Source organism: Enterobacter sp. WI-ESBL-E8, assembly GCF_053364895.1.
On the sequence record NZ_JBRWXJ010000001.1, the window covers coordinates 1993451 to 2019822 of the forward strand.

Genomic DNA, 26372 nt, shown 5'->3' on the forward strand with positions numbered 1-26372 from the left:
ACTGATTCGATCATTTTTTGATCGGCATAGAGAATTATCTTAAAAAACAGCATGTCAGGGAATGATTTAGGCAGGTCTAATAATAGACCTGAAAGCTGTTATAACCTAATTTTCTGAATTTTAAGTAATTGTGTTACTGGTCTAAAAATAGACCTGAAGTAGGAGGGATAAGGTGTTTCTTAGGGAAATGTTTTATTTTTGTTAAGGGCGAGTCTACAGCTAGACCTCAAAATAGATTGTGCGCTGAAAAAGAGTTGTATAAATTTTAATCGTCAGCAGGCATAACCCGGAATGTTTAACCTGAGCTGCGAAGCGATGTTATTTAATGGGCCCCTGGCAGTATATAGATGACAAGGTAAGGCGGGCGTGAACACCATTAAACCGCTTTGTCTGGATTTCTGTAATAAATAAAGTGATACAGGATTTACTTATGAAAAATAAAATGATGATAGCAATGCTGGCAATCGGCTCCACTCTGGCAACAACGCACGCTTTTGCCGCCGCCGGTACCGTTAATTTTAACGGTAATATTCTGGATTCCGCCTGCGATGTGGATGTCGCTTCTCAGAATCAGGTAGTGGTATTAGGGGATTATTATAAAACGGAATTCCCTACTACCGGGGCCAGAACGGCAGCAACGCAGTTTAATATTGTGTTGAAAAACTGCCCGGTGACGGTTACCAACGCCAAAGTGCGTTTTGATGGTACGCCGGATGCCACCAATGCCAGCCTGCTGGCGATTGATTCGTCTGCGGCGGGTGCGGCTATCGGGGTGGCTATAAACCTGATGACGGCAGATAAAGCGGATCTCCCGCTTCATGGCAGCAACAGCTATAGCTATGCGTTGAGCAGCACGGCGGATAATACCCTGAGTTTCTATGCCCAGTATATTTCCACCGCAGCGACAGTCACCGCCGGCCCGGCAAACTCTGTCGCTAACTTCTCAGTGGTCTACAACTAATAGTTTCAGAATCATTAAGGGGCCAACCCGGCCCCTTTGTTGTATGAGGTTTATCATGCGTTTTATCACAACAACAGGATTGGCCCTGGCGATGTCTGCGCTCACGCTGAGCACAGCCAGCGCCGGTGTCATTATTGGCGGCACCCGTCTCATATTCGATGGGGCTAAAAAGGAAGCGTCAATAAGCATAAATAACCCTGACAGTGCGCCTTATTTAATTCAGTCATGGATAGATATGCAGGAAGGGAGCTCAGATAAAGCGCCTTTTATTATTACACCGCCATTATATAGACTGGATGGCGGGCAAAAAAACATTGAGCGAATAGTGATGACGGGCGCACTGCCACAGGAGCGGGAGAGTCTGTTCTGGCTGAATATTAAAGCGATCCCATCGGCATCAAAACAGACGAACTCCCTGCAAATTGCAGTGAAAACCCGCATCAAATTGATTTACCGTCCGGAAGGTCTCCGGGCGTCAACACCAGAGGAACAGGCCAGTAAATTAACCTGGCAACGAATCGGGGATAACCTCGAAGTTAAAAACCCTACGCAATTCGTCATTAATTTTAATGAAATTACGCTGGCGGGAAAAAAACTGGATGACGTGACGTATGTTTTACCCGGCGCTTCAGCCCGGTTTGCATTACCAAATGAGGTCAGGGGAAATTCACTCACGTTTAAAATCATTAACGACTATGGCAGTCCCGGCGTTTTACATCAGGCCAGTTTGTAATGTCTTAGCAAACGGCAACGCCCGTATTCATCAGGTAATTCGTCATGAAAGTAATAAACAGGATGCGGCCTGCGCGCCTGGCGACCTTTATCGCCCTGGCGTTTGCCGGATCCTCTCCGTCGCTCTGTGCCAGTGTTGCATTTAACACGGATCTGATTGAGCTGGACAATCCCGGCATGGATAAAGCCGATTTGTCGGCTTTTGAATCAGGCTCTCAGGCGCCGGGAAACTACCATGTCGATATTATCGTTGACGACGCATTAGTGGAGACGGGGGATATTCGCTTTTCCGCGGGCAAAAACGCGAACGGCGATGAGATATTGCAGCCGTGCCTGAGTATTGAACAATTAAAACGGTGGGGGGTAAAAACCGCATTATTTCCCGCACTCAGCACGGAACAGGGCGAATGTGTCAATCTTCAGGCGATACCGCAGGCCAGTTCGGATTTCCAGTTTAGCGCCCTGCGCCTGGTGCTCAGCATCCCTCAGGCAGCCATCGATCTGCCGGCGAGAGGCTATGTACCGCCGCAGATGTGGGATGAAGGGATAACCGCAGCCATGCTTAATTACAGCCTGAGCGGGGCGACCAGCCGGGCGAAAACGGGGGAGCGGGCCAGCAGCAATAGCCAATATGCGAACCTGCGTCCGGGGATCAATGTCGGGCCATGGCGTTTACGCAACTACACTACCTGGTCGCGGGATGCTTCCGAAAAAGATCGATGGGACACGGTCTACAGCTACCTGCAACGCGCCGTGATCCCGCTGAAAGCGCAGCTGACCGTCGGGGACAGTTCCGCGCCGGCGGATGTCTTTGACAGCATGCCGTTTCGCGGCGTCCAGCTGGCGTCGGACTATGACATGCTGCCGGATTCCCTGAAGGGCTATGCGCCTGTGGTTCGCGGGATTGCCCGTACCAATGCGCAGGTGGTGATTCGCCAGAATGGCTACCAGATCTACCAAAGCTACGTGGCACCGGGCGCGTTTGATATTACCGATATGTACCCCACCGGCGGTGCGGGCGACTTAGACGTGACCATCAAAGAGGCGGATGGCAGCGAGCAGCATTTCACGCTGCCGTATGCCTCGGTACCGGTATTGCAGCGCGAAGGGCGACTGAAATACGCCCTCTCCGCGGGACAGTATCGCTCTTATAACAGCAGCGTGGAGAAAACCCCGTTCGGGCAGATCGCCGCGATTTATGGCCTGCAGGATGGCATCACGCTCTATGGCGGCGTGCAGGGCTCCGGCAAGTATCGGTCGCTTGCGCTCGGGGTAGGGAAAAACATGGGTGATTTCGGTGCGCTTTCCGCAGATATCACCCAGGCCTGGTCGTCACCGGAGGGTACCGCAAAGACGCAGGGGCAGTCCTTGCGCGCGCGTTACAGCAAGAACCTGCTGAATACCGGCACGAATTTTTCGATTGCAGGATACCGGTATTCAACCCGTGGCTATTACGGGATGCAGGAAGTGCTGGATTCTTTCGGGGACAGCAGCGCGCTTCAGGAAAGACGGCGCAATCGCGTTGAGCTGACGATGAGCCAGACGCTGGGTGGCGACCTGGGCGCGCTGACGCTTAGCGCCGCACGGGAAGATTACTGGAATGCTGCCAGATCAATGGCGTCCTGGAGCGTTGGTTACAACAACTACTGGCACAACATCAGCTATGGCGTGACCTGGACATACAGTAAAAATGGTACCCCGGCGTCTTCCCCTGGTGGAAGTACAAATGCCTACGATCGCGACCAGCTTCTGGCGTTTACCGTCAGCGTGCCGCTGGGCACATTTCTGCCGCAGGCGTGGGCCAACTATGGCCTGAACGTCAGTCAGAATAATGGCACAACGCACAGTCTCGGCATGAACGGGGTTGCTCTCGAAAACAGCGCCCTGAACTGGAATATCCAGCAGGGTTACGGCACAGATGGCGTGGGTTATACCGGCAATATGAACGGCGACTATAAAGGCACATACGGCGAGGTCACGGCGGGCTAAGGCTACGACAGCAGTAGCGAGCGCCTGAATTATGGTTTACAGGGCGGCATCCTCGCGCATGCTGACGGCATTACGCTGTCTCAGCCGCTGGGCGAAACCAACGCGTTAATCAAAGCTCCTGGCGCGCATGGCGTCAATATTCGCAATCAGGCTGGCGTGCGTACGGATTACCGGGGCTATACGGTGGTAAATAACCTCTCCGTGTACCGGAAAAACGATCTCGCCCTCGATCCTGAGAATATGCCTGATGATGTGGAGCTGGAGATCAACACGCGCACGGTCACGCCGACACGCGGTGCGGTCGTGAAAGCGGATTATCTCTCCAAAGTGGGGCGTCGGGCGTTGATGACCTTAACGGACAATAACCGTTTTGTGCCGTTTGGCGCGGTGGTCACGCTGGAGGGCGATGCCAGCAGCAGTTTTATCGTCGGCGATCGCGGTCAGGTGTATTTAACCGGCCTGCGTGAACAGGGCACCGTTCTGGCGACATGGGGGACGCAATCCCACCAGCAGTGTCGGGCGGATTTTAATCTGCCGCAAGGATCTCAATATGGTGGCATCGCTGACATTAGCGCCACGTGTCGCCAGGAGCATTAATATGAAGGTAATCAACGTTATTTTACTGCTGTGTTGTCTGTGTGGCTGGCAAGAGGCCAGGGCCGGGACCTGCACGACGATCGTGCCGCAGCTGTCGACGCTGTCGGTGGGAACAATTAATGTTCAACGTGATGCACCTGTCGGCACGGTGATTTTTTCCGGCGCAGGAACGTATACGAGCTCCTATCTTACCGGATGTACCAATCCGTTAATGCTGGGTTTTAGCATGCGGTATAACAACGCCACGCTGAGCAGCTACGGCAATCATGTGTATAACACCAACATCAGCGGCATAGGTATTCGGTTTTCATCGAATGCCTATTTCGAGAACCCGAGCAATACGTTCTCTTACGGTGCGCAGACCTCTTATGTGGACTGGTATGGCGGTAGAGTCGAGCTGGTGGTGACCGGCCCGGTGTCATCCGGTGCCTTAACCCCGGGGGTCATTGGCGTGGTGACGCTCCAGGGCAGCGACGGTGTTTATCGTGACGGGCTGACCGAGCAGCTTACCGGCGGAACCATCAACGCCCTGGCATGCACGATCGCCACGCCGCAGCTGACGTTCCCGATCGGTGATATTTCCGCATCCGCCTTTGGTACCGTGGTGGGGACCACGCCGGGCGTGGCGCAGAATACGCAAAACCTGGGATTAACCTGCAGCGCTGGCACCAATATTACGGTCTCGCTCAGCGGAATACAGAATCCTGACAGTGCAAATACCAGCGTTATGGCCTTAACGGGACAGGGGAGTGCCGGTACTGCAAAAGGTGTTGGCGTGCAGCTTTTATATAACGGTACGCCGCTGGCATTAAATAGCCGTCTGTTGCTCAAACAGTCTGCGGGTGGACAAGAGACGCTCCCGTTAACGGCGCGTTATTACCAGACATTAACCTCCGTCGAGTCCGGCTCCGCGAATGCGTCCGCCACGCTTAATTTGACGTATCAGTAACGGGTGGAACAATGAAATTACATTATCAGCGCGGGCTTATTCTGCTTTTATTCTGCGGGCACGCTTTCGCTGCTGACAGCGTAAATCTTGGCGTCACGGGAAATATCATTGCCTCGCCCTGTATCTTTAACGGCGGGAGCACCAGCATGGATATTAACCTCGGGAATATACAGGCCACCAATATGGCGACGCCGGGGTCATCATCCGATCCGGTGCCTTTTAACCTGCTGTTTACTCAGTGTCCGGCGGGAACCCGCAGCGTCACGGTCTCGTTTACCGGAAGCCCCGATCCGGTTGCCGGGGCAGACTACTATATGAACAGCGGATCGGCGACAAATGTGGCGGTTGCTATGCGTGAGGCCGGAACGGGAACGCTAAAGGGAACGGGTTCCAGCATAACGCAAACTATTGCAGCAGACAGAACCGCCACCATGGCCATGCAGGCTGCGGTTGAATCGGTTAGCGGTGGTGCGACGCCAGGGAGTATCAGTGCAGTTGTTGTCATGACGATGCAATACAACTAAGACACAAGCGTGTTGATATACCCGTCATACTTCAAGTTGCATGTGCGTTGGCTGCACTCGTTCACCCCAGTCACTTACTTATGTAAGCTCCTGGGGATTCACTCCCTTGCCGCGTTACTCGGCCTGTGGCCTCGCCCCTTTGGGGCCAGCGCAAGCGCTGTTCAAAACGGCAAGCCGTTTTGTCCTGCAACTCGAATTATTTAGGGTATAAGCCTTATTGATTAACAGACATTGGTACTCGCTATGCTGAATATCCTGATTCAAGAGACAGATCAATTTTTTCACCATGGATTGCGGCGTTTCCTTATGGAATTCTTCTGGCGCAATTTTAAGCGGGAAATCCACTTTGGCGTTGAGCTTAGCCACGATAACGTCAGTACGGCGGATATTATCGTTATTACGCTATGTCAGGGAGAGACGCTCACCTGTTTTCCTGAATTGCAGGCGCGACAGAAAGGTATCGTGATAGGTCTGGTTGAGGATGCCCTGCGTTTTTCAGCGTTGCCGTCCTGTTTTCAGGATATTATTTTTATTCCCCGCAGCGCCTCGCTCGATTATCTAAGCCAGGTGCTGTTTATTGCCTGGCATAGCGTGCAGTCACCCGGTTATATCTGGAAGAAAATTAGCTGTTTCGAATGTCAGTATAAAATACTATCACCGCAGCAAATTCGCATTATGGGCAATTTCTACAGGGGATTATCAGTGGTGCAGATCGCCCGCGTGCTGAAGATGAGCGATAAAACCGTTTTTACGCATAAGTATATGATGATGCAGAAATTCAATCTGCGAAGTGATTTTGAACTGATTGCTCTGATTCGCAAAATGGTGGAGAAGAACAATCGCCCGAACATGCTGCGTGACTTTCTGGTCAATAACTCCGGGTAATACGCTAGGCGTAGCGCCGCCGGGAGAAACTCACAAATCGCACTTTATCAGTGGGATGAGGCTCACTGGGTGAGCCTCTTTTTCCTTATACATTCACCGCGCTAATCAGCCGCGACTTCATGGACTGATACGCAGACGCCGCGTAATCCTCCGCCCAGCGCTGGTCCTCAATGGCCTCCAGCTGCACCGCGCAGTACTTGGTTTCCGGGGTTTTGGATATAGGGTCGAGGTTATCCTGCGTCAGCTCGTTGCAGGCGCCAATCCACCACTGATAGGTCATATAGACGGCCCCGGCGTTGATGCGTTCGCTGACGCTGGCGCGGGTAATCACTTTGCCGCGACGCGAACGCACCCAGACCAGCTGCCCGTCAGTAATGCCCAGCTTGTGCGCATCGACAGGGTTCATTTGCACCCGACCCGGCTCGTCGGCCAGGCTTTGCAGCGCGGCGCAGTTTCCGGTCATGGAGCGGCAGGAGTAGTGCCCTACCTCGCGTACCGTACAGAGCACCAGCGGAAAATCCGCATCCGGGGTTTCCGCCGGCGCACGCCACGGTGCGGCGAACAGCTGCCCCTTACCGCTCGGGGTATCGAACTGATTATCTTTGTACAGGTACGGTGTGCCGGGATGGTCCAGCGTCGGGCACGGCCACTGCACGTGGCCCATCTCGCCCATTTTTTCATACGTTACGCCGTAGAAGAGCGGGCACAGCTCGCGCATCTCATCCCAGATCTGCTGGTTGGAGTCATAATGCATCGGGTAGCCCATCTCGGTGGCGAGCAGGCTGATGATTTCCCAGTCGCGCTTCACGTTGCCGCTGGCCTCAATGGCTTTGCCAAAACGCTGGAACCCACGGTCGGCGCAGGTAAAGACGCCGCCGTGTTCACCCCAGGAGGTGGCAGGGAGCAGAACGTCAGCCACCTCTGCCGTTTTGGTCATAAAGATGTCCTGAACCACGACAAAATCGAGCGCTTCAAAACCGCTGCGCACCAGGCCGAGGTCGGCCTCTGTCTGAAGCGGGTCTTCCCCCATGATGTAATAGGCTTTGACCTTGCCTTCCAGCGCAAGGTGAGGCACTTCGGTAATGCGCGTTCCGACCCGATCGTCCATCGCCTTAACGTCAATCCCCCAGGCATCGGCGAACTTCTGCCTGACCGCCGGATCGGTAACATCCTGATAGCCGGGGAACATATTCGGCAGCACGCCCATATCACAGGCGCCCTGTACGTTATTTTGACCGCGCACGGGACCGACGCCAACGGCCAGTCGCCCCAGGTTGCCGGTTAGCAGCGCCAGGCTGGAAAGCCCTTTTACCACATCGACGGCCTGACCAAACTGGGTCACGCCCATTCCCCACATCACGGTGGCGGAAGGGGCCGCCGCGAAGGTGCGCATCGCCTGGCGAACGTCACGGGCGGGAATCCCGGTGAGATGTTCAACCTTCTCCGGCGCATAGTCTTTCACCGTCTGCCGGTAGGCCTCAAGCCCTTCCGTAAAGCGCGCCACGTAGCTTTTGTCGTACAGCTCCTCTTCCAGCAGCACGTAGCCAAAGGCATTGACCAGCGCCATATTGCTGCCGTTTTTCAGCTGCAGATGCTGATCGGCAATACGCGCCGTTTCAATGCGTCGCGGATCGCAGACGATAATTTTTGCGCCATTTTCACGCGCTTTTAGCACCCGGCGGGCGACGATAGGGTGGGAATCCGCGCAGTTATAGCCAAACACCAGCAGGCATTTTGAGTGTTCAATATCGTTGATTGAATTGCTCATCGCGCCGTTGCCGAGCGTTTCCTGTAAACCGGCAACGGAAGGGCCGTGACAGACGCGCGCGCAGCAGTCCACGTTGTTGGTGTTCAGCACCGCGCGGGCAAATTTTTGCATCACATAGTTTGTTTCATTGCCGGTTCCGCGGGATGAGCCGGTGGTCATGATCGACCGCGGTCCGTGCTGCGCTTTAATGCTGCTGAGCCTGTGGGCGGTGTAGCGGATAGCCTCTTCCCAGGTAACGGGCGTGAATGCCTCGCCCTTGTGGTAGCGGATCATCGGCTGAGTCAGTCGCGGGGTGAGCAGACGGGTATCGTTGAGGAAGTCCCAGCCGTAAAACCCTTTCAGACACAGGGTGCCCTGGTTTGTGACCCCCTCTGCCGCTTCTGCACGGATGATACGGTTATTTTCAACGACAAGGTTTAGTTTACAGCCTGCACCGCAGTACGGGCAGACGCTGGCGATCTTTTTCATCAATAACAGACCTGTTAAGAAATGAAGCAAAGTTGACTGGAAAACCCAGTCCCGTAAACGGAGGTAAGCAGGATCCGTGCCAGATCGACTTTGCTGGTTTTACAGGGTGTTAAGCGAGGAGGGCGCGTGTCATCGTCAGGCTGTTCGTCAGTTTTGACGATGACACGTTAGGGGGCGTTGAGCGCAGGAACTTAAAGATCGTCCATCGTGTAACCCACCACGATTTCGAGGGTCTTACGAATCACATCCGCCTGAACCACGTCGTGGGTGGCTTCCAGCGTCTGAATGAGCCAGAGGATGATTGCCTTATTAGACAGATGCCCCTCGGAGGCCAGAACACAGCGTACTGCAGTAGAAAAAACAGCGGACTCTTCAGCAAAACGATCGCCTGCGTGACGGAAGTATTCCGACAGCGCACTGTCTAAAAAAGCAGAATGGTATTCGGGTTGAAGCTGAATATTTTGTCTCATTTGTTCTCACCGTAGCTGTTAAATTGCAGTCAATGTATTTTTTTGGGATCGGACGGTTTTCCACTTCCAAATAACGGCACAACATTGTCTCTGTTATCGTTGAGAGGTCCCTCTCTTTTCGTTCGTCCTTGCGCGGTTCTGCGACGTGTAAAGGCGATGCTGTTTGAGCCGATTTCGGCAATCACCACCGCAAGTGTCTCCCGCCGCCGGGGATCCTTTTCATGTTCTTTCATGCTCCGCAGACGCTGCAGCAATCCTTCGGTTGTCACTGGCCCCCGCTCCCTAAGAAGAGAGAGAACGGCTTCACCGATAAGCTGGTCGATCAGTCGGTCTGCGTTACTGCTATTCATAACCTTACCGTTCGAAGAGCAGACCAAGCAGCATGTGGTAATGCTCTTCCTCTTCCGGCCCCTCGGCCTTTTCGAGGCGGCTGAGCAGTTTGGTACAGAGCGATTTGCGATTAAGGTTTCGCCCGTCGCTGAGGATTTCGACAACCACCTGACCCAGCGTCTCCTGTTGAGTAGGAAGCGCGGCCTTTTCGAAGTACTGTGCGATCGCTGCTGCGGAATCTGTGGCGTAACCTTTCTGCTGCATGTTTCGCTCCTGTAAAATTTTGTAATCACTAACGTTACAATTAAGGTATACACAATTTCTAAATCTGTACACTTAAAATGTACAGATTTTTAATATTTTTATGATATATTTTATAAATTAGTTTGTTTTCAGTGAGTTATAATCTTGTCACGAACCGGTAACGTTACAGGATATATTGTACAAAATGAGCCGGCACTGGTAAGTTGTACAGCACAGAAAAATGTTTCTATAACTGCCGTAAATGATTGAGATGTAAATTATTTGTCAGGCAATTAATGTGCTATAAATGATCCTTATCCACCGTTTTCGTGGCCAAAACCCTAACCCCCAGGAATAGCATGCTCACAACCATCATTTACCGCAGTCATATCTGCGAGGACGTTCCAGTGAAAGCGCTGGAAGCAATGGTCGCTGCTGCCAATAGTAAAAACCGGCAATCCAATGTGACGGGGATCCTGCTGTTTAACGGCACGCATTTTTTCCAGCTGCTTGAAGGGCCAGTGGAGCACGTAACGGCAATCTATGAGCAGATCTGTAATGACCCGCGCCACCATAACGTGGTGGAGCTGATGCGCGACCACGGGCCTGTCCGGCGCTTTGGCAAGGTGGGGATGGAGCTTTTTGATTTGCGCCACTTCGACAGGGATGAGGTGCTGCAGCAGGTGCTCAACAAAGGAACGACGCGTTACCAGCTGACGTATAACGACCGCCCGCTGCAGTTTTTCCGTACCTTTGTCGAAGCCACTGAAAAAGCGAACTATTTTGAACTGCCTCCGGCGGATTCATGGGATTTCGTTCCCGAAGAAACGCGCTTGTCCACACAGCCTGAGGTGGTGGCGAAAGGGGCGGACTGCAGCTTTGCGTTCCAGCCGATTGTCGATCCGTTTATGCAGCAGGTCGTCTCCTGGGAGGCGCTTATCCGCACCCCTGACGGCGGCTCGCCCGGCGTCTATTTCGCTAACCGCCCGCGTGACGAGGTTTATGCATCTGATTTGCAGAGCAAGCAGGTAGCGCTTTCCATGGCCAGCGCGCTGGGGTTACAGGACCAGACGTTATCCCTTAACCTGCTGCCCATGACGCTGGTTAACATTCCCAATGCCGTGGATTTCCTGCTCACCGCGATTGAAGCAAACGGGTTTGTGCCCGAGCAAATTGTGGTGGAGTTTACCGAAAGCGAAGCTATTTCCCGTTTTGATGAATTCACCGATTCGGTCAGGCAGCTCAAAAGTGCGGGCCTCAGCGTGGCGATCGATCACTTTGGCGCCGGTTTTGCGGGGCTACAGCTGCTGGCTCAGTTCCAGCCGGACAGAATTAAGATTAATCGCGATCTGGTCGCTAACGTGCACAAAAGCGGCCCCCGACAGGCCATCATTCAGGCGATTATCAAATGCTGTTCCTCGCTCGAGATCCAGTTCTGCGCGGTGGGCGTGGAGAAGGCGGAAGAGTGGATGTGGCTGGAGTCCGCGGGAATTTCCCAGTTCCAGGGACATCTTTTTGCCAGCCCCCGGCACGGCGGTATTCCGGCTATTGCGTGGCCAGAGAAGAAATTCGATTTCTGATAAAGCTGTACACATCGGGCAGAGTTAACTGTACGAACTGCAAATTTTATACAACAATGTATTAACAGGTGAGGGGGAGAAGCAGCCCATTCACCTGAGCAAAATGCGGTCTTAGTTATACAAATGGTGTGTACAATCTGATAAGGTTGGTGCAGTTAGGTATGGAAGTTCTGAGCGTGAGGGAGTTAATGGCCTATTACAGTATCGGCGAAGTGGCCGAACGATGCGGTATCAACCCCGTTACGCTGCGTGCCTGGCAGCGCCGTTATGGATTGTTGAAGCCGCAGCGCAGCGAAGGGGGTCATCGTCAGTTCGACGATGAAGATATTCTGCGCATTGAAGAGATCAAACGCCTGATGAAAAGCGGCGTTTCGGTCGGAAAAGTGAAAGCCTTGCTGGAAAACAAGGAAGTGTTGACGCAGGGCAACTGGGTCTCGTTCCAGGAAGAGATGATGACCGTTCTGCGCTACGCCAGCCCGGCAAAGCTGCGCGCCAAAATAGGCGAGTTCCGCCGCGATCACGCGATGGATCCGCTGATTGACAATATTCTCTCTCCCGTCCGTCAGCGAATGAATCAGGATCAAAACACCGTGCGTCACATGGCGAGCCTGTTTGACGGCGTGCTGATCGAATTCGCGATTGCGAGTCTGGCGGAGTCCCGCAAGAAAGCCGGTCAGGACGCTCTCCTTATTGGCTGGGAATGTGATGATCGAACCCATCTGTGGCTCGAAGCCGCGCGCTTATCGCAAAAGGGCTGGCACATTGACGTGCTGGCTGAACCGATTGACTCACCGCGTCCCGAGCTTTTCCCCGGGCAAAAAATCTTCGTCTGGACGGGAAAATCGCCAACGCCTCGCCAGCAGGAACAGCTAGACCACTGGCGTGAGCAGGGCTTTGCTGTCTCATTTCATCACTGATCGTGAGAGGCCTTGAGGGCCTTTTTTTGTTTTTGTCCCGTTCCTCACTAAAGCTATCTCAAAAATAGGCATTTCCGATGCATATTTTATTTTTCTCCTCTCCGTCATAAATGCCGTGACGAAATGCATTATTAATCAATGCATTGAACAAATAAATCCATCCTGCCTGCATCTTCCTACAGGGTCTATGCTTAATAAAAGTAGCCAAAAAGGGCGGTTTAGCCGAATGCCCCTGCTGACAGAGGGTTGAAGTGATAATCGTTATCACTAACATGGTGTTATGCCCTGATGGCTTATCAGATGAGGTGGACCTATGGAACTGCATTCAGAAACCTTTAATCCTGCCGATTTTGCCTGGCGCGGCTTAACGCTCACGCCGGCGGCGGCGGCGCATATTCACGAGCTGGTGGCGAAAAAGCCCGAGATCCTCGGCGTGCGTTTAGGTGTCAAACAGACCGGTTGCGCAGGGTTCGGTTACGTGCTCGACACCGTCACCGAACCCGAGAAGGATGACCTGGTATTCGAAACGGACGGCGCAAAGTTGTACGTCGCGCTGCAGGCCATGCCGTTTATCGACGGCACCGAAGTGGACTACGTCCGCGAAGGCTTAAACCAGTTATTCAAATTTCATAACCCGAAAGCCCAGAACGAATGCGGCTGCGGCGAAAGCTTTGGGGTATAGGCGGTACTATGTCTCGTAATACTGAAGCAACGAGTGAAGTAAATACCTGGAGCGGTGGGCACCTCAACTATAAAGAGGGGTTCTTCACCCAGCTGCAGACGGACGAGCTGGCGAAAGGCATCAACGAAGATGTCGTTCGGGCGATCTCGGCGAAACGTAATGAACCCGAGTGGATGCTGGAATTTCGCCTGAGCGCCTTCCGCGCCTGGCTGGAGATGGAAGAGCCACACTGGCTGAAAGCGCATTATGACAAGCTGAACTATCAGGACTACAGCTACTACTCCGCGCCTTCCTGCGGCAGCTGTGATGACACCTGCGCCTCGCAGCCCGGCGCGGTGCAGCAAACCGGCGCGGAAAACAGCTTCCTCAGCAAAGAGGTAGAAGAGGCCTTTAACCAACTGGGCGTGCCGGTGCGTGAGGGGAAAGAGGTGGCGGTGGACGCCATTTTTGACTCCGTCTCGGTGGCGACCACCTACCGCGAAAAGCTGGCCGAGCAGGGGATCATTTTCTGCTCCTTCGGCGAAGCCATTCACGATCATCCGGAACTGGTGAAAAAGTACATCGGGACCGTGGTGCCCTCTAACGACAACTTCTTTGCGGCGCTCAACGCGGCGGTGGCCTCAGACGGCACCTTTATCTACGTGCCGAAAGGGGTACGTTGCCCGATGGAGCTCTCGACCTATTTCCGCATCAATGCGGAAAAAACCGGTCAGTTCGAGCGCACGATTCTGGTGGCTGACGAAGGCAGCTACGTCAGCTACATCGAAGGGTGTTCCGCCCCGGTGCGCGACAGCTATCAGCTGCACGCGGCGGTGGTGGAGGTCATCATCCATAAAGATGCCGAGGTGAAGTACTCGACGGTGCAAAACTGGTTCCCCGGCGACGGCAATACCGGCGGCATCCTGAACTTCGTCACCAAGCGCGCGCTGTGCGAAGGTGAAAACAGCAAGATGTCGTGGACCCAGTCAGAAACCGGCTCTGCCATCACCTGGAAATACCCAAGCTGCATTCTGCGTGGGGATAACTCCATCGGTGAGTTCTACTCGGTGGCGCTCACCAGCGGCCATCAGCAGGCGGATACCGGCACCAAGATGATCCACATTGGTAAAAACACCAAATCGACCATCATCTCGAAAGGCATCTCTGCCGGGCACAGCCAGAACAGCTATCGCGGGCTGGTGAAAATCATGCCGACGGCCACCAACGCGCGAAACTTTACCCAGTGTGACTCAATGCTGATTGGCGCAGACTGCGGCGCGCACACCTTCCCGTACGTTGAGTGTCGAAACAACACCGCCCAGCTTGAACATGAGGCGACGACGTCGCGGATTGGGGAAGATCAGCTCTTCTACTGCCTGCAGCGCGGGATCAGCGAAGAAGATGCCATCTCAATGATCGTTAACGGCTTCTGTAAGGACGTGTTCTCTGAACTGCCGCTGGAATTTGCCGTTGAAGCCCAAAAACTCCTCGCCATTAGTCTTGAACACAGCGTCGGTTAAGGAAAGCACATGTTAAGCATTAAAGATTTACAGGTTAGCGTAGAAGACAAAGCGATCCTGCGTGGCCTCAATTTTGACGTTAAGCCGGGTGAAGTTCACGCCATCATGGGGCCGAACGGTTCCGGGAAAAGTACGCTTTCTGCGACGCTGGCGGGCCGCGAAGATTACGAGGTGACCAACGGCTCGGTCGAGTTTCATGGGAAAAACCTGCTGGAGATGTCGCCGGAAGATCGCGCGGGAGAGGGCATCTTTATGGCCTTCCAGTATCCGGTAGAAATTCCGGGCGTCAGCAACCAGTTCTTCCTCCAGACGGCGCTGAATGCGGTACGCAAGTATCGCGGCCTGGAGGCGCTGGACCGCTTCGACTTCCAGGACCTGATGGAAGAGAAAATCAAGCTGCTGAAAATGCCGGAAGATCTGCTGACCCGCTCGGTCAACGTCGGCTTTTCCGGCGGCGAGAAAAAGCGTAACGACATCCTGCAGATGGCGGTTCTGGAGCCCGAGCTGTGCATACTGGATGAGACCGACTCTGGTCTGGATATCGACGCCCTGAAGATCGTTGCTGACGGGGTGAACTCCCTGCGCGACGGCAAGCGCTCGTTTATTATCGTCACCCACTACCAGCGCATTCTGGACTACATCCAGCCGGATTACGTTCACGTGCTTTACCAGGGGCGTATTGTGAAATCCGGTGATTTTACGCTGGTTAAACAACTGGAGGAGCAGGGTTATGGCTGGCTTACCGAACAGCAGTAATGCGCTCCAGCAGTGGCACCGGCTGTTTGAAGCCCAGGGGGGCACGCGCTCCGAGCAGGCGCAGCAGCATCTGCAGCAGATGCTGCGGCTCGGGTTGCCGACGCGCAAGCATGAGAACTGGAAATACACCCCGCTTGATGGCCTGCTGAACGCCGAGTTTGTGACCCGTCTGGCGGAAATCGCCCCGGCGCAGCGCGACGCGCTGGCGCTGAATGTCGATGCCCAGCGCCTGGTGTTCGTCGACGGTCAGTTCCGCCCCGAGCTGAGCGACGCCCTCCAGGAGAGCGGATTTGAGGTTGAGATTAACGACGATCGCCAGCGCCTGAGCGCTCCGGTTCAGCCTGAAGTCTTCCTGCACCTGACCGAGAGCCTGGCCCGCGGCGTGACGCATATCCGCGTGAAGCGTAACCAGCGCCCGGCAAAACCGCTGCTGCTGATGCACATCACTCAGGGTCTGGACGGCGACGAAATCAACACCGCGCACTATCGCCACCATCTTGAGCTGGCGGAGGGGGCAGAGGCCACGGTAATCGAGCATTACGTCAGCCTCAGCGACGCCCGCCACTTTACCGGGTCGCGCCTGACGATGAACGTCGCCGCTAACGCGCAGCTTCACCACGTCAAGCTGGCGTTTGAGAATGCGCAGAGCCATCACTTTGCCCATAACGATATCGTGCTGGGCCAGGATGCGGCGGCATACAGCCACAGCTTCCTGCTCGGCGGGGCGGTGCTGCGCCACAACACCAGCACGCAGCTCAACGGTGAAAACACCACGCTGCGCATCAACAGCCTGGCGATGCCGGTTAAATCAGAGGTATGCGATACGCGCACCTGGCTGGAGCACAACAAAGGCTACTGCAACAGCCGCCAGCTGCACAAAACCATCGTGAGTGATAAAGGGCGCGCGGTGTTTAACGGCCTGATTAACGTGGCGAAGCACGCCATCAAAACCGACGGGCAGATGACCAACAATAATCTGCTGTTAGGCCGCCTGGCGGAGGTAGACACCAAGCCGCAGCTGGAGATCTACGCCGACGACGTGAAATGCAGCCACGGCGCGACGGTCGGACGAATCGATGACGAGCAGATGTTTTACCTGCGTTCCCGCGGTATTGACCAGCAGGCGGCGCAGAAAATGATTATCTATGCGTTTGCCGCTGAACTGACGGAAGCGCTGCTGGATGGTCAGTTAAAACAGCAGGTGCTGGAGCGTATTGGCCAGCGTCTGCCTGGAGGCGCAGCATGAGTTTTCCCGTCGAGAAAGTACGGGCAGATTTCCCGGTTCTGACCCGTGAAGTAAACGGTCTTCCTCTGGCCTATCTGGACAGCGCGGCCAGCGCGCAGAAGCCGAATCAGGTGGTGGATGCGGAAGCTGAGTTCTATCGCCACGGCTATGCCGCCGTACATCGCGGTATCCATACCCTGAGCGCCGAGGCGACCCAGCGTATGGAAAACGTGCGTACGCAACTGGCCGCCTTCCTCAATGCACGTTCGCCTGAAGAGCTGGTCTTCGTGCGCGGAACCACCGAAGGGATCAACCTTGTCGCCAACAGCTGGGGCAACGCGCAGGTCCACGCGGGGGATAACATTATCATCACCCAGATGGAGCACCACGCCAATATTGTACCGTGGCAGATGCTCTGCGAGCGCGCTGGCGCGCAGCTTCGGGTGATCCCGCTGAACGTCGACGGGACGCTTCAGCTCGAGCAGCTAGACGCACTGCTTGACGATAAAACGCGGCTGGTGGCGGTTACCCAGGTCTCCAACGTGCAGGGAACCGAAAACCCGGTCGCAGAGATCGTCGAAAAGGCCCATCAGGCGGGCGCGAAGGTGCTGATTGACGGTGCCCAGGCGGTGATGCACCACGCGGTGGACGTCCAGGCGCTGGATTGCGATTTCTACGTCTTCTCGGGACACAAGCTCTATGGCCCGACCGGGATTGGCGTGCTGTACGTGAAAGAAGACATCCTGCAGGCGATGCCGCCGTGGGAAGGGGGCGGGTCGATGATCGCCACCGTTAGCCTGTCGGAAGGGACCACCTACGCCCGCGCGCCGTGGCGTTTTGAGGCGGGCACGCCCAATACCGGGGGCATTATCGGGCTGGGGGCGGCGGTTTCCTACGTTTCTGCGATAGGCCTTGATGCCATTCAGGAGTATGAACAGCTGCTGATGCACTATGCGCTTGCCCAGCTTGCCAGCGTACCGGATCTTACCCTCTACGGACCTGCCGACCGGCAAGGGGTGATCGCGTTTAATCTCGGGAAACACCACGCCTATGACGTGGGCAGTTTCCTCGATAACTACGGCGTAGCGGTCCGTACCGGGCACCACTGCGCCATGCCGCTGATGGCGTTTTACCAGGTACCGGCAATGTGCCGCGCATCGCTGGTGATGTACAACACAACGGAAGAGGTCGACAGGCTGGTGGCGGGGCTAAAACGCATTCACCAGCTGCTGGGCTAACGGAGAGGCGAAAGATGGCAGAGCTGCCGGACAAAGATAAATTACTGCGCAACTTCTCGCGTTGCGCAAACTGGGAAGAGAAGTATCTCTATATCATTGAGCTGGGACAGCGCTTACCGCCGCTCGGCGAAGAGGCGCATAGCCCGGAAAACATTATTCAGGGCTGTCAGAGCCAGGTGTGGATTGTGATGGAGCAGTCTGATGACGGCACTGTCGAATTACACGGCGACAGCGATGCTGCCATTGTAAAAGGGCTTATTGCGGTCGTCTTTATTCTTTATCACCGGATGTCTGCGCAGGATATTGTCGCGTTCGACGTCCGCCCGTGGTTTGAAAAAATGGCCCTGACCCAGCACCTCACCCCGTCCCGCTCTCAGGGACTGGAAGCGATGATTCGCGCCATCCGCGCCAAAGCTGCAATCCTTAGCTAGACTTACAGAACAGCATTCATTCTGTTTCGCGAGGTGGTTCCCGCCTCGCTGGTTTTTCAGCTTTCTGGCATCCTGCCGGTGAATAAGGAATCTCAGCATGAAGCGCGCGTCTCTAATAACTCTATTACTTCTCAGTTCGCTCGGCGCCCTTAATTCGGCCCGCGCGATGGACTATCCATTGCCGCCCGCAGGCAGTCGTCTGATTGGGCAAAATCAAACCTACACGATACAGGAAGGGGATAATAAGCTGCAGACCATCGCCCGCCGGTTTAATACCGCGGCGCAGGTGATCCTGGAAACAAACAATACCATCGCGCCGGTCAACCCTGCTCCGGGAACCGTTATTACCATCCCGTCGCAGATGCTGCTGCCGGACACGCCGCGCGAGGGCATTGTCGTTAACCTCGCTGAGCTTCGGCTCTACTACTTCCCGCCGGGAGAAAACATTGTTCAGGTTTTCCCGCTCGGCATCGGACAGCTGGGGCTGGAAACGCCGGTCACGACCACGCGCGTGAGCCAGAAAATCCCTAATCCCACCTGGACACCCACAGCGGGCATCAGAGCACGCTCTCTGGAGCAGGGAATTAAGCTGCCTCCGGTGGTCCCTGCCGGGCCCAATAACCCTCTGGGACGCTTCGCACTGCGTTTAGGCGTGGGTAATGGTGAATATCTGATCCACGGCACCAGCGCGCCGGACAGCGTCGGCCTGCGGGTCAGTTCCGGCTGTATGCGGATGAATGCCCCGGACATTAAAGCCCTGTTCGAACAGGTGCGGGTGGGCACGCGGGTTCAGATTATCAATGAACCGGTGAAGTTCTCCGTTGAGCCGGACGGTAAACGCTATATTGAAGTCCACCGTCCGCTGGCGCAGGCAGAAGGCGAAAACCCACAGGTCTCGCCAATTACCCATTCCGCAGACTTTGCGACCTTTGTTTCTCAGGCGGGAAGCGATAAGGCGCTTATTGATAAAGCCCTGTCACGCCGCGCCGGGATACCGGTTGTCGTGTCGTCAGGTAGCGGCCCGTCAGCTAGTAATAACGTGTTGTCCGTGCAGAACAGTCGGGTGTCCGCTGCGGTAGCGGAAGATGAAGGGGAGAAGGTGACGCAGTAGCCGTTTGACGCAGGCAAAAAAAATGGCGCACAATGTGCGCCATTTTATTAACAGGTACTATTACTTACGGTATTTAGTAGCCTGGTTGTCCAGACGCTGGTTAGCGCGAGCTGCGTCGTCTTTAGCAGCCTGAACGTCGGAACGGATTGCGTTCACGTCGTTGCTCAGCTGGTCAACTTTAGCGTTCAGAGTCTGAACGTCAGAAGACAGCTGATCGATTTTAGCGTTGCTGGAGCAACCAGCCAGCAGAGTAGAACCCAGGATTACCGCGCCCAGTACCAGTTTAGTACGATTCATTATTAATACCCTCTAGATTGAGTTAATCTCCATGTAGCGTTACAAGTATTACACAAAGTTTTTTGGGTTGAGAATATTTTTTTGATGGGAATACACCTATTTTTGATCGTTCGCTCAAAGAAGCATCGAATCAGCCCTTTTCGGGCAAAAATCTAAGGAAAAAAAGGCATTTATCATCGGATTCATCTTAGATAATTCGCAATTAAATAGAAAAACCCGATTTGCATTTTGAATGACTTTGGCTAATGCCAGAAATAAAAAAAGCGCCCGGCGGGCGCTTTTTATCAAAATTAATTCGTTCGGGAATTATTACAGCACGTGAACAGATGCGGTATTGGTGGTTCCGCTTGGGACCAGCGCGCCAGAAACCATGACCACTACGTCGCCTTTCTGTGCCAGACCGCGATCAACCAGCTCCAGAGCCACTTCTTTACCCAGACGATAGAAATCATCGGTAGAGGCGATCTCTTTCACCAGGTGTGGGATCACGCCTTTGCTCAGCACCAGCTGACGGGCAGTGGTTTCATTGGTGGTCAGCGCCAGGATGGTCGCATCCGGGAAGTATTTGCGCACGGCGCGAGCAGATTTACCGCCCTGAGTGGCAACCACGATCAGCGGCGCTTCCAGCTTCTCAGCGGTTTCTACTGCACCGCGGCAGACCGCTTCGGTGATGCGCAGCTTGCGGCTGTCGTTGTTGTAGTCCAGACGGCTCTTCATCACGCGGTCGGTACGTTCGCAGATGGTGGCCATGATGGACACCGCTTCCAGCGGATATTTACCTTTTGCGGATTCGCCGGACAGCATAACGGCATCGGTACCGTCGAGGATGGCGTTTGCCACGTCGCCTGCTTCAGCGCGGGTTGGGCGTGGGTTTTTGATCATGGAGTCCAGCATCTGCGTGGCGGTGATAACCACTTTACGCGCGCGAACGCATTTCTCGATCATCATCTTCTGCGCGAAGATTACTTCTTCAACCGGGATTTCAACGCCCAGGTCGCCACGGGCAACCATGATGCCGTCAGACGCTTCGAGGATTTCGTCGAAGTTGTTCAGGCCTTCCTGGTTTTCAATTTTGGAGATGATCTGGATCTTCTCGCCGCCGTGCGCTTTCAGGTGCTCACGGATTTCAACCACGTCGGAACGCTTACGGATGAAGGAAGCGGCAACGAAGTCAACGCCTTGCTCGCAGCCGAAGATCAGGTCTTGCTTGTCTTTTTCAGCCAGGGCTGGCAGCGCGATGGAGACGCCCGGCAGGTTAACGCCTTTGTTCTCGCCCAGGTCGCCGTTGTTCAGCACTTTACAGATAACCTTGTTACCTTCGATAGCGGTAACTTCCATACCGATCAGACCATCGTCTACCAGCACGGTATTACCGACGGACAGGTCGCTGGTGAAGCCTTCATAGGTCACTGCAACGATTTCATTGTTACCGACCACGGATTTGTCGGTGGTGAAGGTGAAGGTCTGGCCCGCTTTCAGAGAGACGTCGTTACCGCCTTCCAGCTTGATGGTACGGATTTCTGGACCTTTGGTATCCAGCAGGATGGCGGCTTTTTTACCGGTCTTGCTCATTACGTTGCGCAAGTTCTGGATACGCTGACCGTGTTCTGCATAGTCACCGTGGGAGAAGTTCAGACGCATCACGTTCATGCCGGCGTCCAGCATTTTGGTCAGCATCTCTTCAGATTCGGTTTTCGGGCCGATAGTACAAACAATTTTCGTCTTTTTCATGACAGTCTTAGTCTTTAAGTTGGGAAGGATATGGAAATCTCGCTCCGGGGGCGCACCGCCGCGGAGTCAAACCTGTGTTGCAAAAGAGTATATGACACGCACTAAGGATAGGAGACATCAAATGAGCGTGCAGAAGAAAGTGTGCCTGAGTGACAGCCCAACGAAGGAGAGGAGAAGTTGTACGTTGTTTTGTGTATTCCAAGCGCTGAAACCATTCACCAGGGATTAGGCGCGCATTATACGCTGATTTTAAGATAAAAGGAAAATGGAAACGGTGTTTCAAAAATAATCTGTGCAGTTTCACATAATATTGTTATCAAGGCGTTAAGCCATAATGACAACTTATGGCGGCAGGTGATTGACCTGCCGCGCTTTGCCTATTTTTGCAGCGCCTGGCTGAGGTCGGCAATCAGGTCTTTAGGATCTTCAATCCCCACTGACAGGCGGATCAGCTGCGGCACAATGCCGTTGGCCAGCCGTTGCTCAAGCGGAATAGAGGCGTGCGTCATGCTGTAAGGCTGGCTCACAAGACTTTCCACGCCGCCCAGGCTTTCCGCGAGGGTAAACAATTTCAGGTTGCGGATCACTTCCGTTGCGCGTTGCGCGTCGCCTTTTACCACGACGGAAATCATCCCACCGGGCAGCGCCATCTGCGTGCGGGCAAGCTGATACTGCGGGTGCGATTCCAGGCCGGGATAGAAAACCTTTTCGACCAGAGGATGTTGCTCCAGCCATTGCGCAATCGCCAGCGCGTTGGTGCTGTGCTTTTCGACCCTCAGGGCAAGCGTGCGGATACCGCGCAGCGTCAGGAAGCTGCTGAACGGATCCAGAACGCCGCCCACCGCGTTTTGCAGATAGCCGAGCTTGTCCGCCAGCGCCGGGTTATCTCCCACCACCGCCAGCCCGGCGACAACGTCGGAGTGGCCGTTCAGGTATTTGGTGGCGGAGTGCACCACGATATCGAAACCCGACTCCAGCGGACGGTGGATAACCGGCGACGCGAAGGTGTTATCCGCCACGCTGATAACGTTATGACGACGGGCGATCGCCGCAATAGCTGCGAGATCCGCCAGCTTCAGCAGCGGGTTAGTTGGCGTTTCGACCCAGACTATACGCGTATCCGGACGAATGGCGGCCTCGAGTCCGGCCAGGTCGTCCGGTTTAACCCAGCTGACCTGCAGGCCGGTGCTGCGCTTGCGCACGTTCTCGATCAGACGGTATGTGCCGCCGTAAACGTCATCAATGGCGACGATGTGGCTGTCTTTATCCAGCAGTTCGAGCACCGTGGAGATGGCCGCCAGGCCGGAGGCGAAAGCGTAGCCGCGCGTGCCGCCTTCCAGTTCGGCGATGGCGGTTTCCAGCGCATGTCGGGTGGGGTTACCGCTACGCGAATATTCATAGCCGGTATGTTCCCCTGGAGAGGGTTGCGCAAACGTCGAGGTCGCGTAAATTGGCGGCATCACCGCACCGTGCTGGTCGTTGAACTCGCCGCTGTGGACGCTCAGGGTTGCCAGGTTTTTCATCATCTATTCCTTTATTGCTGTAGACGGTTGCGCCATGCGGTCAGCACGTCGCTGCGCGTAATCAGACCCAGAAAGCGGTCGTTATCATTAATTACGGCCACCAGGCCGCGGTCGAAGATGGCGTTCAGGGCGCTTTCCGGGGCGTGTTTATCCAGAAATTCCACCTGACGCGTCATGGCCGCCGTCACCGGAAGCGCGAAGCGATCGCCGTCGCCGCCGATGTGCCGCAGAAGATCCCATTCGTCGATAATGCCCACCACCTTGCCGTTCTCCAGTACCGGCAGCTGGGAGATGTCATACAGACGCATGCGCGCCAGGACGGTGGAAAGCGTGTCGTCCGGGGCGGCGGTGACGGTGGCGCCTTCATCGTGACGAAGGCCGATGTAGTCGGAGAGATCGCCTGCCTGAGGGCGCGCGATCAGCCCCTGCTGGCGCATCCAGTCATCGTTAAACATTTTCGAAAGGTATTTGTTGCCGCTGTCGCAGGCGAAGGTCACCACGCGCTTCGGCGTGGTCTGCGCCTGGCAATACTTCAGCGCGGCCGCCAGCAGCGTGCCGCTGGAGGAGCCTGCCAGAATACCTTCCGTTTTCAGCAGATCGCGCGCGGTGGTGAACGCTTCGCGATCGGTGATGCGCCAGGCGCGATTCACGCCTTCGATATGGGCCAGCGGAGGAATAAAGTCTTCACCGATCCCCTCAACCAGCCATGAGCCTGCATCGTGGTAGCGCCCGGTTTCCACCTGGTCGGCCAGTACGGATCCTGCCGGGTCTGCGAGGATAAACTCCGTGTGCGGAGAGTGCTCGGCGAACCACGCCTGCAGGCCACCCAGCGTACCGCCTGAGCCGACCCCCACCACGATGGCGTCGATCCTGCCGTCAAGCTGCTCATACAGTTCCGGTGCCGTAGTGGTGCGGTGTGCCAGCGGATTGGCTTCGTTATTAAACTGGTCAATGTAAAACGCGCCGGGCAGCTCATTGGCCAGACGCTGGGCGTAATCCTGGTAATAGGCGGGATGGCCCTTATTGACGTCGGAGCGGGTCAGCACCACCTGAGCACCGAGCGCGCGCAGGTGGAAAATTTTCTCGCGGCTCATTTTGTCCGGCACCACCAGAATCAGCGAGTAGCCTTTCTGGGCGGCGATCAGGGCCAGGCCGAGACCGGTATTGCCCGCCGTTGCCTCAATAATCGTGCCTCCCGGCTGCAGCTGGCCGGTACGCTCCGCTTCGTTAATCATCGACAACGCCACCCGATCCTTAATGGAGCCGCCGGGATTCTGGTTTTCCAGCTTCAGAAACAGCGAGCAGGGACCGGTATCAAGCTTGTGCAGCTGGATAAGCGGGGTACGGCCAATCAGTTCGGTGACGGAGTGGTAAATCGTCATGATGTTTTCCTTTCTGGATGTCATGACGGGATGATAGGGCGGTGAAATTTTCGCAATAAAGAACCATTCACTGCCTTTTAGAACAGAAAGGAATATAAATGACGTTTTTGGATGTCAGGACAGCAAGACGTAAAGTTGTCTGGATGTGAGGATGGCTATACTGGTGTAAAATGCTGCAAAAATGACCGTTTTTTGCGCGTGTCAGCCAGCAGATATGCATCTGGCAGATAATCATTGCTGAAATTGGTCTAAATGCTTCCCACCCGGTAAATCCGCTGTTTATTTCCCAAAGTAATAACACATTCTTTTTTGTTCATTTAAAAGCTGATAACGGCTGTTTACTATCGTTTGGACATCCATACTGCTAAACCGCCACGGGCGGCACGGATAACGAATAAGAATGATTGTACTGAGCAATATTTCGAAGGTTTTTGACAACGGAAAGGTGGCACTCACGGCCGTTGATAACGTCAATTTGACGATAGCACAGGGGCAGATTTACGGGATTATCGGTTACAGCGGGGCAGGTAAAAGTACGCTTATTCGCCTGCTCAACGGCCTGGAAAAACCCAGCACCGGCAGCGTAACCATCAACGGGCAGAACATTTCCGCGGCTAAAGGCGAAGCCTTACGCCAGGCGCGTCTGAAGATCAGCATGGTGTTCCAGCACTTCAACCTGCTGTGGTCGCGTACGGTGAGTGAGAATATCGCCTTCTCCATGCAAATTGCCGGCGTACCGAAAGCCGACATTAAGGCCCGCGTGGCCGAGCTTATCGAACTTGTCGGCCTGAAAGGCCGCGAGCATGCGTACCCGTCACAGCTGAGCGGCGGGCAAAAGCAGCGCGTGGGCATTGCGCGCGCGCTGGCCAATAATCCTGACGTGCTGCTTTGCGACGAGGCCACTTCCGCGCTCGACCCGCAGACTACCGATCAGATCCTCGATCTGCTGCTGGACATTAACCGTCGCTTCAAGCTGACCATTGTGCTGATCACGCACGAGATGCACGTGGTGCGCAAAATCTGCGACCGCGTGGCGGTGATGGAGAACGGTAAAGTGGTGGAAGAGGGGGACGTGCTGAGCGTCTTTACCCATCCGCAGCAGCCGATTACGCAGCAGTTTGTCCGCCAGGTGAGCCAGTATGCCGAAGAGGAAACCTTCAATACCGAGCTGGCACACGATCTGGAAGGGACGGTCATCAGACTCACCTTTACCGGTCACAGCACGCATCAACCGATCGTGGGTGAGCTTACCCTGCGCTACGGCCTGCCGTTTAACATCCTGCACGGGAAAATGACGCAAACCGCCCACGGCGTGTTTGGTCAGCTCTGGGTACAGGTAGTGGCATCCGATGAACAACTGAACAATATCCTCGCCGACCTGAAGCAAAGCGATATTGAAGGCGAGGTGATTAAACATGGCTGAAGATCTCTTTCCGCATCTCAAGTGGGATCAGCTCTGGGCGGCGACGCTGGAGACGCTGTACATGACCGCACTGTCCGGCGTGGCGACCTTTGTGCTGGGTATCGTGCTGGGCCTGGCGCTGTTTTTAACTGCGCGCGGCGGATTGTTCCACAACCGCACGGTCTATAGCGTCATTTCGATTGTGGTGAACGTGTTCCGCTCCATTCCGTTCATCATTCTGATCGTCCTGCTGATCCCGTTCACCAAGACCGTCGTCGGCACCATTCTTGGCGCCAACGCGGCACTGCCGGCGCTGATTGTAGGCGCCGCACCGTTCTACGCACGCCTGGTGGAGATCGCCCTGCGTGAAGTGGATAAAGGCGTGATAGAAGCGACGCGCTCGATGGGCGCGCGACTGAGCACGTTAGTGTTTCGGGTTTTACTGCCGGAATCATCACCTGCACTGGTATCAGGTATTACGGTAACGCTGATTGCGCTGGTGAGCTACAGCGCCATGGCGGGGGTGATTGGCGCCGGCGGGTTGGGAAATCTGGCTTATCTGGAAGGATTCCAGCGCAACCATGGTGACGTCACGCTGGTGGCAACGGTGACCATTCTGATCATCGTTTTCATTATCCAGTTCTGCGGCGACGCCATTACTTCTCTGTTAGATAAACGCTAA

Annotated in this window: 25 protein-coding genes and 1 pseudogene; 17 read left to right on the plus strand and 9 right to left on the minus strand. The window is 54.9% G+C overall.

The genetic code is table 11. The annotated features are described in order from the left end of the window. Positions 1-430 precede the first annotated feature (430 nt). From ACWHWP_RS09500 to ACWHWP_RS09525, 6 genes and pseudogenes are all read left to right on the plus strand, one after another. Positions 431-961: a fimbrial protein gene (locus ACWHWP_RS09500; protein ID WP_023292658.1), complete on the plus strand. Its 531-nt coding sequence runs from the start codon at positions 431-433 to the stop codon at positions 959-961. Between the two features lie 55 nt (positions 962-1016). Further along, the gene (locus tag ACWHWP_RS09505) at positions 1017-1694 is read left to right on the plus strand and encodes a fimbrial biogenesis chaperone (RefSeq protein ID WP_063429802.1); all 678 of its coding nucleotides are present in this window, start codon (positions 1017-1019) and stop codon (positions 1692-1694) included. Positions 1695-1738: 44 nt separating this feature from the next. Further along, positions 1739-4279: pseudogene (locus ACWHWP_RS09510) on the plus strand (fimbria/pilus outer membrane usher protein). Position 4280: 1 nt separating this feature from the next. Further along, entirely contained in the window at positions 4281-5228 is a 948-nt protein-coding gene (locus ACWHWP_RS09515) for a fimbrial protein (RefSeq protein ID WP_063429796.1), read from the plus strand. An 11-nt stretch (positions 5229-5239) separates the two neighbouring features. Next, positions 5240-5752, plus strand: coding sequence for a fimbrial protein (locus ACWHWP_RS09520; protein WP_059312089.1), 513 nt, complete (start codon positions 5240-5242; stop codon positions 5750-5752). A 243-nt stretch (positions 5753-5995) separates the two neighbouring features. Then, positions 5996-6637: a helix-turn-helix transcriptional regulator gene (locus ACWHWP_RS09525; protein ID WP_059312088.1), complete on the plus strand. Its 642-nt coding sequence runs from the start codon at positions 5996-5998 to the stop codon at positions 6635-6637. Between the two features lie 85 nt (positions 6638-6722). On the opposite strand, the gene fdhF is transcribed toward ACWHWP_RS09525, so the two are convergent. From fdhF to ycgZ, 4 genes are all read right to left on the minus strand, one after another. Next, positions 6723-8873: a formate dehydrogenase subunit alpha gene (gene fdhF, locus ACWHWP_RS09530; RefSeq protein ID WP_447855456.1), complete on the minus strand. Its 2151-nt coding sequence runs from the start codon at positions 8871-8873 to the stop codon at positions 6723-6725. A 191-nt stretch (positions 8874-9064) separates the two neighbouring features. Next, positions 9065-9343, minus strand: a complete 279-nt coding sequence (locus tag ACWHWP_RS09535; protein ID WP_023311323.1) for a biofilm/acid-resistance regulator YmgB/AriR — start codon at positions 9341-9343, stop codon at positions 9065-9067. A gap of 29 nt (positions 9344-9372) precedes the next feature. Further along, positions 9373-9693 carry a hypothetical protein gene (locus tag ACWHWP_RS09540; RefSeq protein WP_063956012.1) on the minus strand — a complete coding sequence of 107 codons (321 nt, stop codon included), beginning with the start codon at positions 9691-9693 and terminating at the stop codon, positions 9373-9375. Positions 9694-9697: 4 nt separating this feature from the next. Beyond that, positions 9698-9937, minus strand: coding sequence for a regulatory protein YcgZ (gene ycgZ / locus ACWHWP_RS09545; protein ID WP_023335405.1), 240 nt, complete (start codon positions 9935-9937; stop codon positions 9698-9700). Positions 9938-10275: 338 nt separating this feature from the next. Between ycgZ and ACWHWP_RS09550 the strand changes: the two genes are divergently transcribed. The 9 genes from ACWHWP_RS09550 to ldtE all read left to right on the plus strand — a co-directional run bounded on the left by ACWHWP_RS09550 (position 10276) and on the right by ldtE (position 19355). Beyond that, positions 10276-11496 carry a diguanylate phosphodiesterase gene (locus ACWHWP_RS09550; protein ID WP_447855457.1) on the plus strand — a complete coding sequence of 407 codons (1221 nt, stop codon included), beginning with the start codon at positions 10276-10278 and terminating at the stop codon, positions 11494-11496. Positions 11497-11684: 188 nt separating this feature from the next. Next, entirely contained in the window at positions 11685-12413 is a 729-nt protein-coding gene (locus ACWHWP_RS09555) for a MerR family transcriptional regulator (RefSeq protein WP_047348828.1), read from the plus strand. Between the two features lie 313 nt (positions 12414-12726). Then, positions 12727-13095, plus strand: a complete 369-nt coding sequence (gene sufA / locus ACWHWP_RS09560) for a Fe-S cluster assembly scaffold SufA (RefSeq protein WP_008500631.1) — start codon at positions 12727-12729, stop codon at positions 13093-13095. An 8-nt stretch (positions 13096-13103) separates the two neighbouring features. Next, positions 13104-14594 (plus strand): Fe-S cluster assembly protein SufB, encoded by a 1491-nt coding sequence (gene sufB, locus ACWHWP_RS09565; protein ID WP_024909392.1) that lies wholly within the window; start codon positions 13104-13106, stop codon positions 14592-14594. 9 nt (positions 14595-14603) lie between these two features. Beyond that, positions 14604-15350, plus strand: a complete 747-nt coding sequence (gene sufC / locus ACWHWP_RS09570; protein WP_447855459.1) for a Fe-S cluster assembly ATPase SufC — start codon at positions 14604-14606, stop codon at positions 15348-15350. Beyond that, positions 15325-16596 carry a Fe-S cluster assembly protein SufD gene (gene sufD, locus ACWHWP_RS09575; RefSeq protein ID WP_447855460.1) on the plus strand — a complete coding sequence of 424 codons (1272 nt, stop codon included), beginning with the start codon at positions 15325-15327 and terminating at the stop codon, positions 16594-16596. The genes sufC and sufD overlap by 26 nt, the downstream gene beginning before the upstream one ends. After that, complete coding sequence (sufS, locus tag ACWHWP_RS09580; RefSeq protein ID WP_447855461.1) at positions 16593-17813, plus strand: cysteine desulfurase SufS; 1221 nt, start codon at positions 16593-16595, stop codon at positions 17811-17813. The genes sufD and sufS overlap by 4 nt, the downstream gene beginning before the upstream one ends. 14 nt (positions 17814-17827) lie before the next feature. Then, positions 17828-18244 (plus strand): cysteine desulfuration protein SufE, encoded by a 417-nt coding sequence (gene sufE / locus ACWHWP_RS09585; protein ID WP_063431180.1) that lies wholly within the window; start codon positions 17828-17830, stop codon positions 18242-18244. A gap of 97 nt (positions 18245-18341) precedes the next feature. Next, positions 18342-19355 carry a L,D-transpeptidase LdtE gene (gene ldtE, locus ACWHWP_RS09590; protein WP_047348823.1) on the plus strand — a complete coding sequence of 338 codons (1014 nt, stop codon included), beginning with the start codon at positions 18342-18344 and terminating at the stop codon, positions 19353-19355. 60 nt (positions 19356-19415) lie between these two features. Here the strand turns inward: ldtE and lpp are convergent, their stop codons facing one another. From lpp to ACWHWP_RS09615, 5 genes are all read right to left on the minus strand, one after another. Beyond that, positions 19416-19652 carry a murein lipoprotein Lpp gene (gene lpp, locus ACWHWP_RS09595; RefSeq protein WP_010430241.1) on the minus strand — a complete coding sequence of 79 codons (237 nt, stop codon included), beginning with the start codon at positions 19650-19652 and terminating at the stop codon, positions 19416-19418. Positions 19653-19961: 309 nt separating this feature from the next. Continuing rightward, positions 19962-21383: a pyruvate kinase PykF gene (gene pykF, locus ACWHWP_RS09600; protein ID WP_047348822.1), complete on the minus strand. Its 1422-nt coding sequence runs from the start codon at positions 21381-21383 to the stop codon at positions 19962-19964. A 7-nt stretch (positions 21384-21390) separates the two neighbouring features. Beyond that, positions 21391-21687 carry a protein YnhH gene (gene ynhH / locus ACWHWP_RS09605; RefSeq protein ID WP_430748981.1) on the minus strand — a complete coding sequence of 99 codons (297 nt, stop codon included), beginning with the start codon at positions 21685-21687 and terminating at the stop codon, positions 21391-21393. 73 nt (positions 21688-21760) lie between these two features. Then, positions 21761-22906: a trans-sulfuration enzyme family protein gene (locus tag ACWHWP_RS09610; RefSeq protein WP_063956018.1), complete on the minus strand. Its 1146-nt coding sequence runs from the start codon at positions 22904-22906 to the stop codon at positions 21761-21763. A gap of 11 nt (positions 22907-22917) precedes the next feature. Further along, a complete protein-coding gene (locus ACWHWP_RS09615; RefSeq protein WP_063956020.1) occupies positions 22918-24288 on the minus strand; it encodes a pyridoxal-phosphate dependent enzyme in 1371 nt (456 codons plus the stop codon). Between the two features lie 400 nt (positions 24289-24688). Here ACWHWP_RS09615 and ACWHWP_RS09620 point away from each other — a divergent pair, with 400 nt between their 5' ends. Continuing rightward, complete coding sequence (locus tag ACWHWP_RS09620; protein WP_063956022.1) at positions 24689-25711, plus strand: methionine ABC transporter ATP-binding protein; 1023 nt, start codon at positions 24689-24691, stop codon at positions 25709-25711. Then, entirely contained in the window at positions 25704-26372 is a 669-nt protein-coding gene (locus ACWHWP_RS09625) for a methionine ABC transporter permease (protein WP_047348818.1), read from the plus strand. Before ACWHWP_RS09620 ends, ACWHWP_RS09625 begins: the two co-directional genes overlap by 8 nt.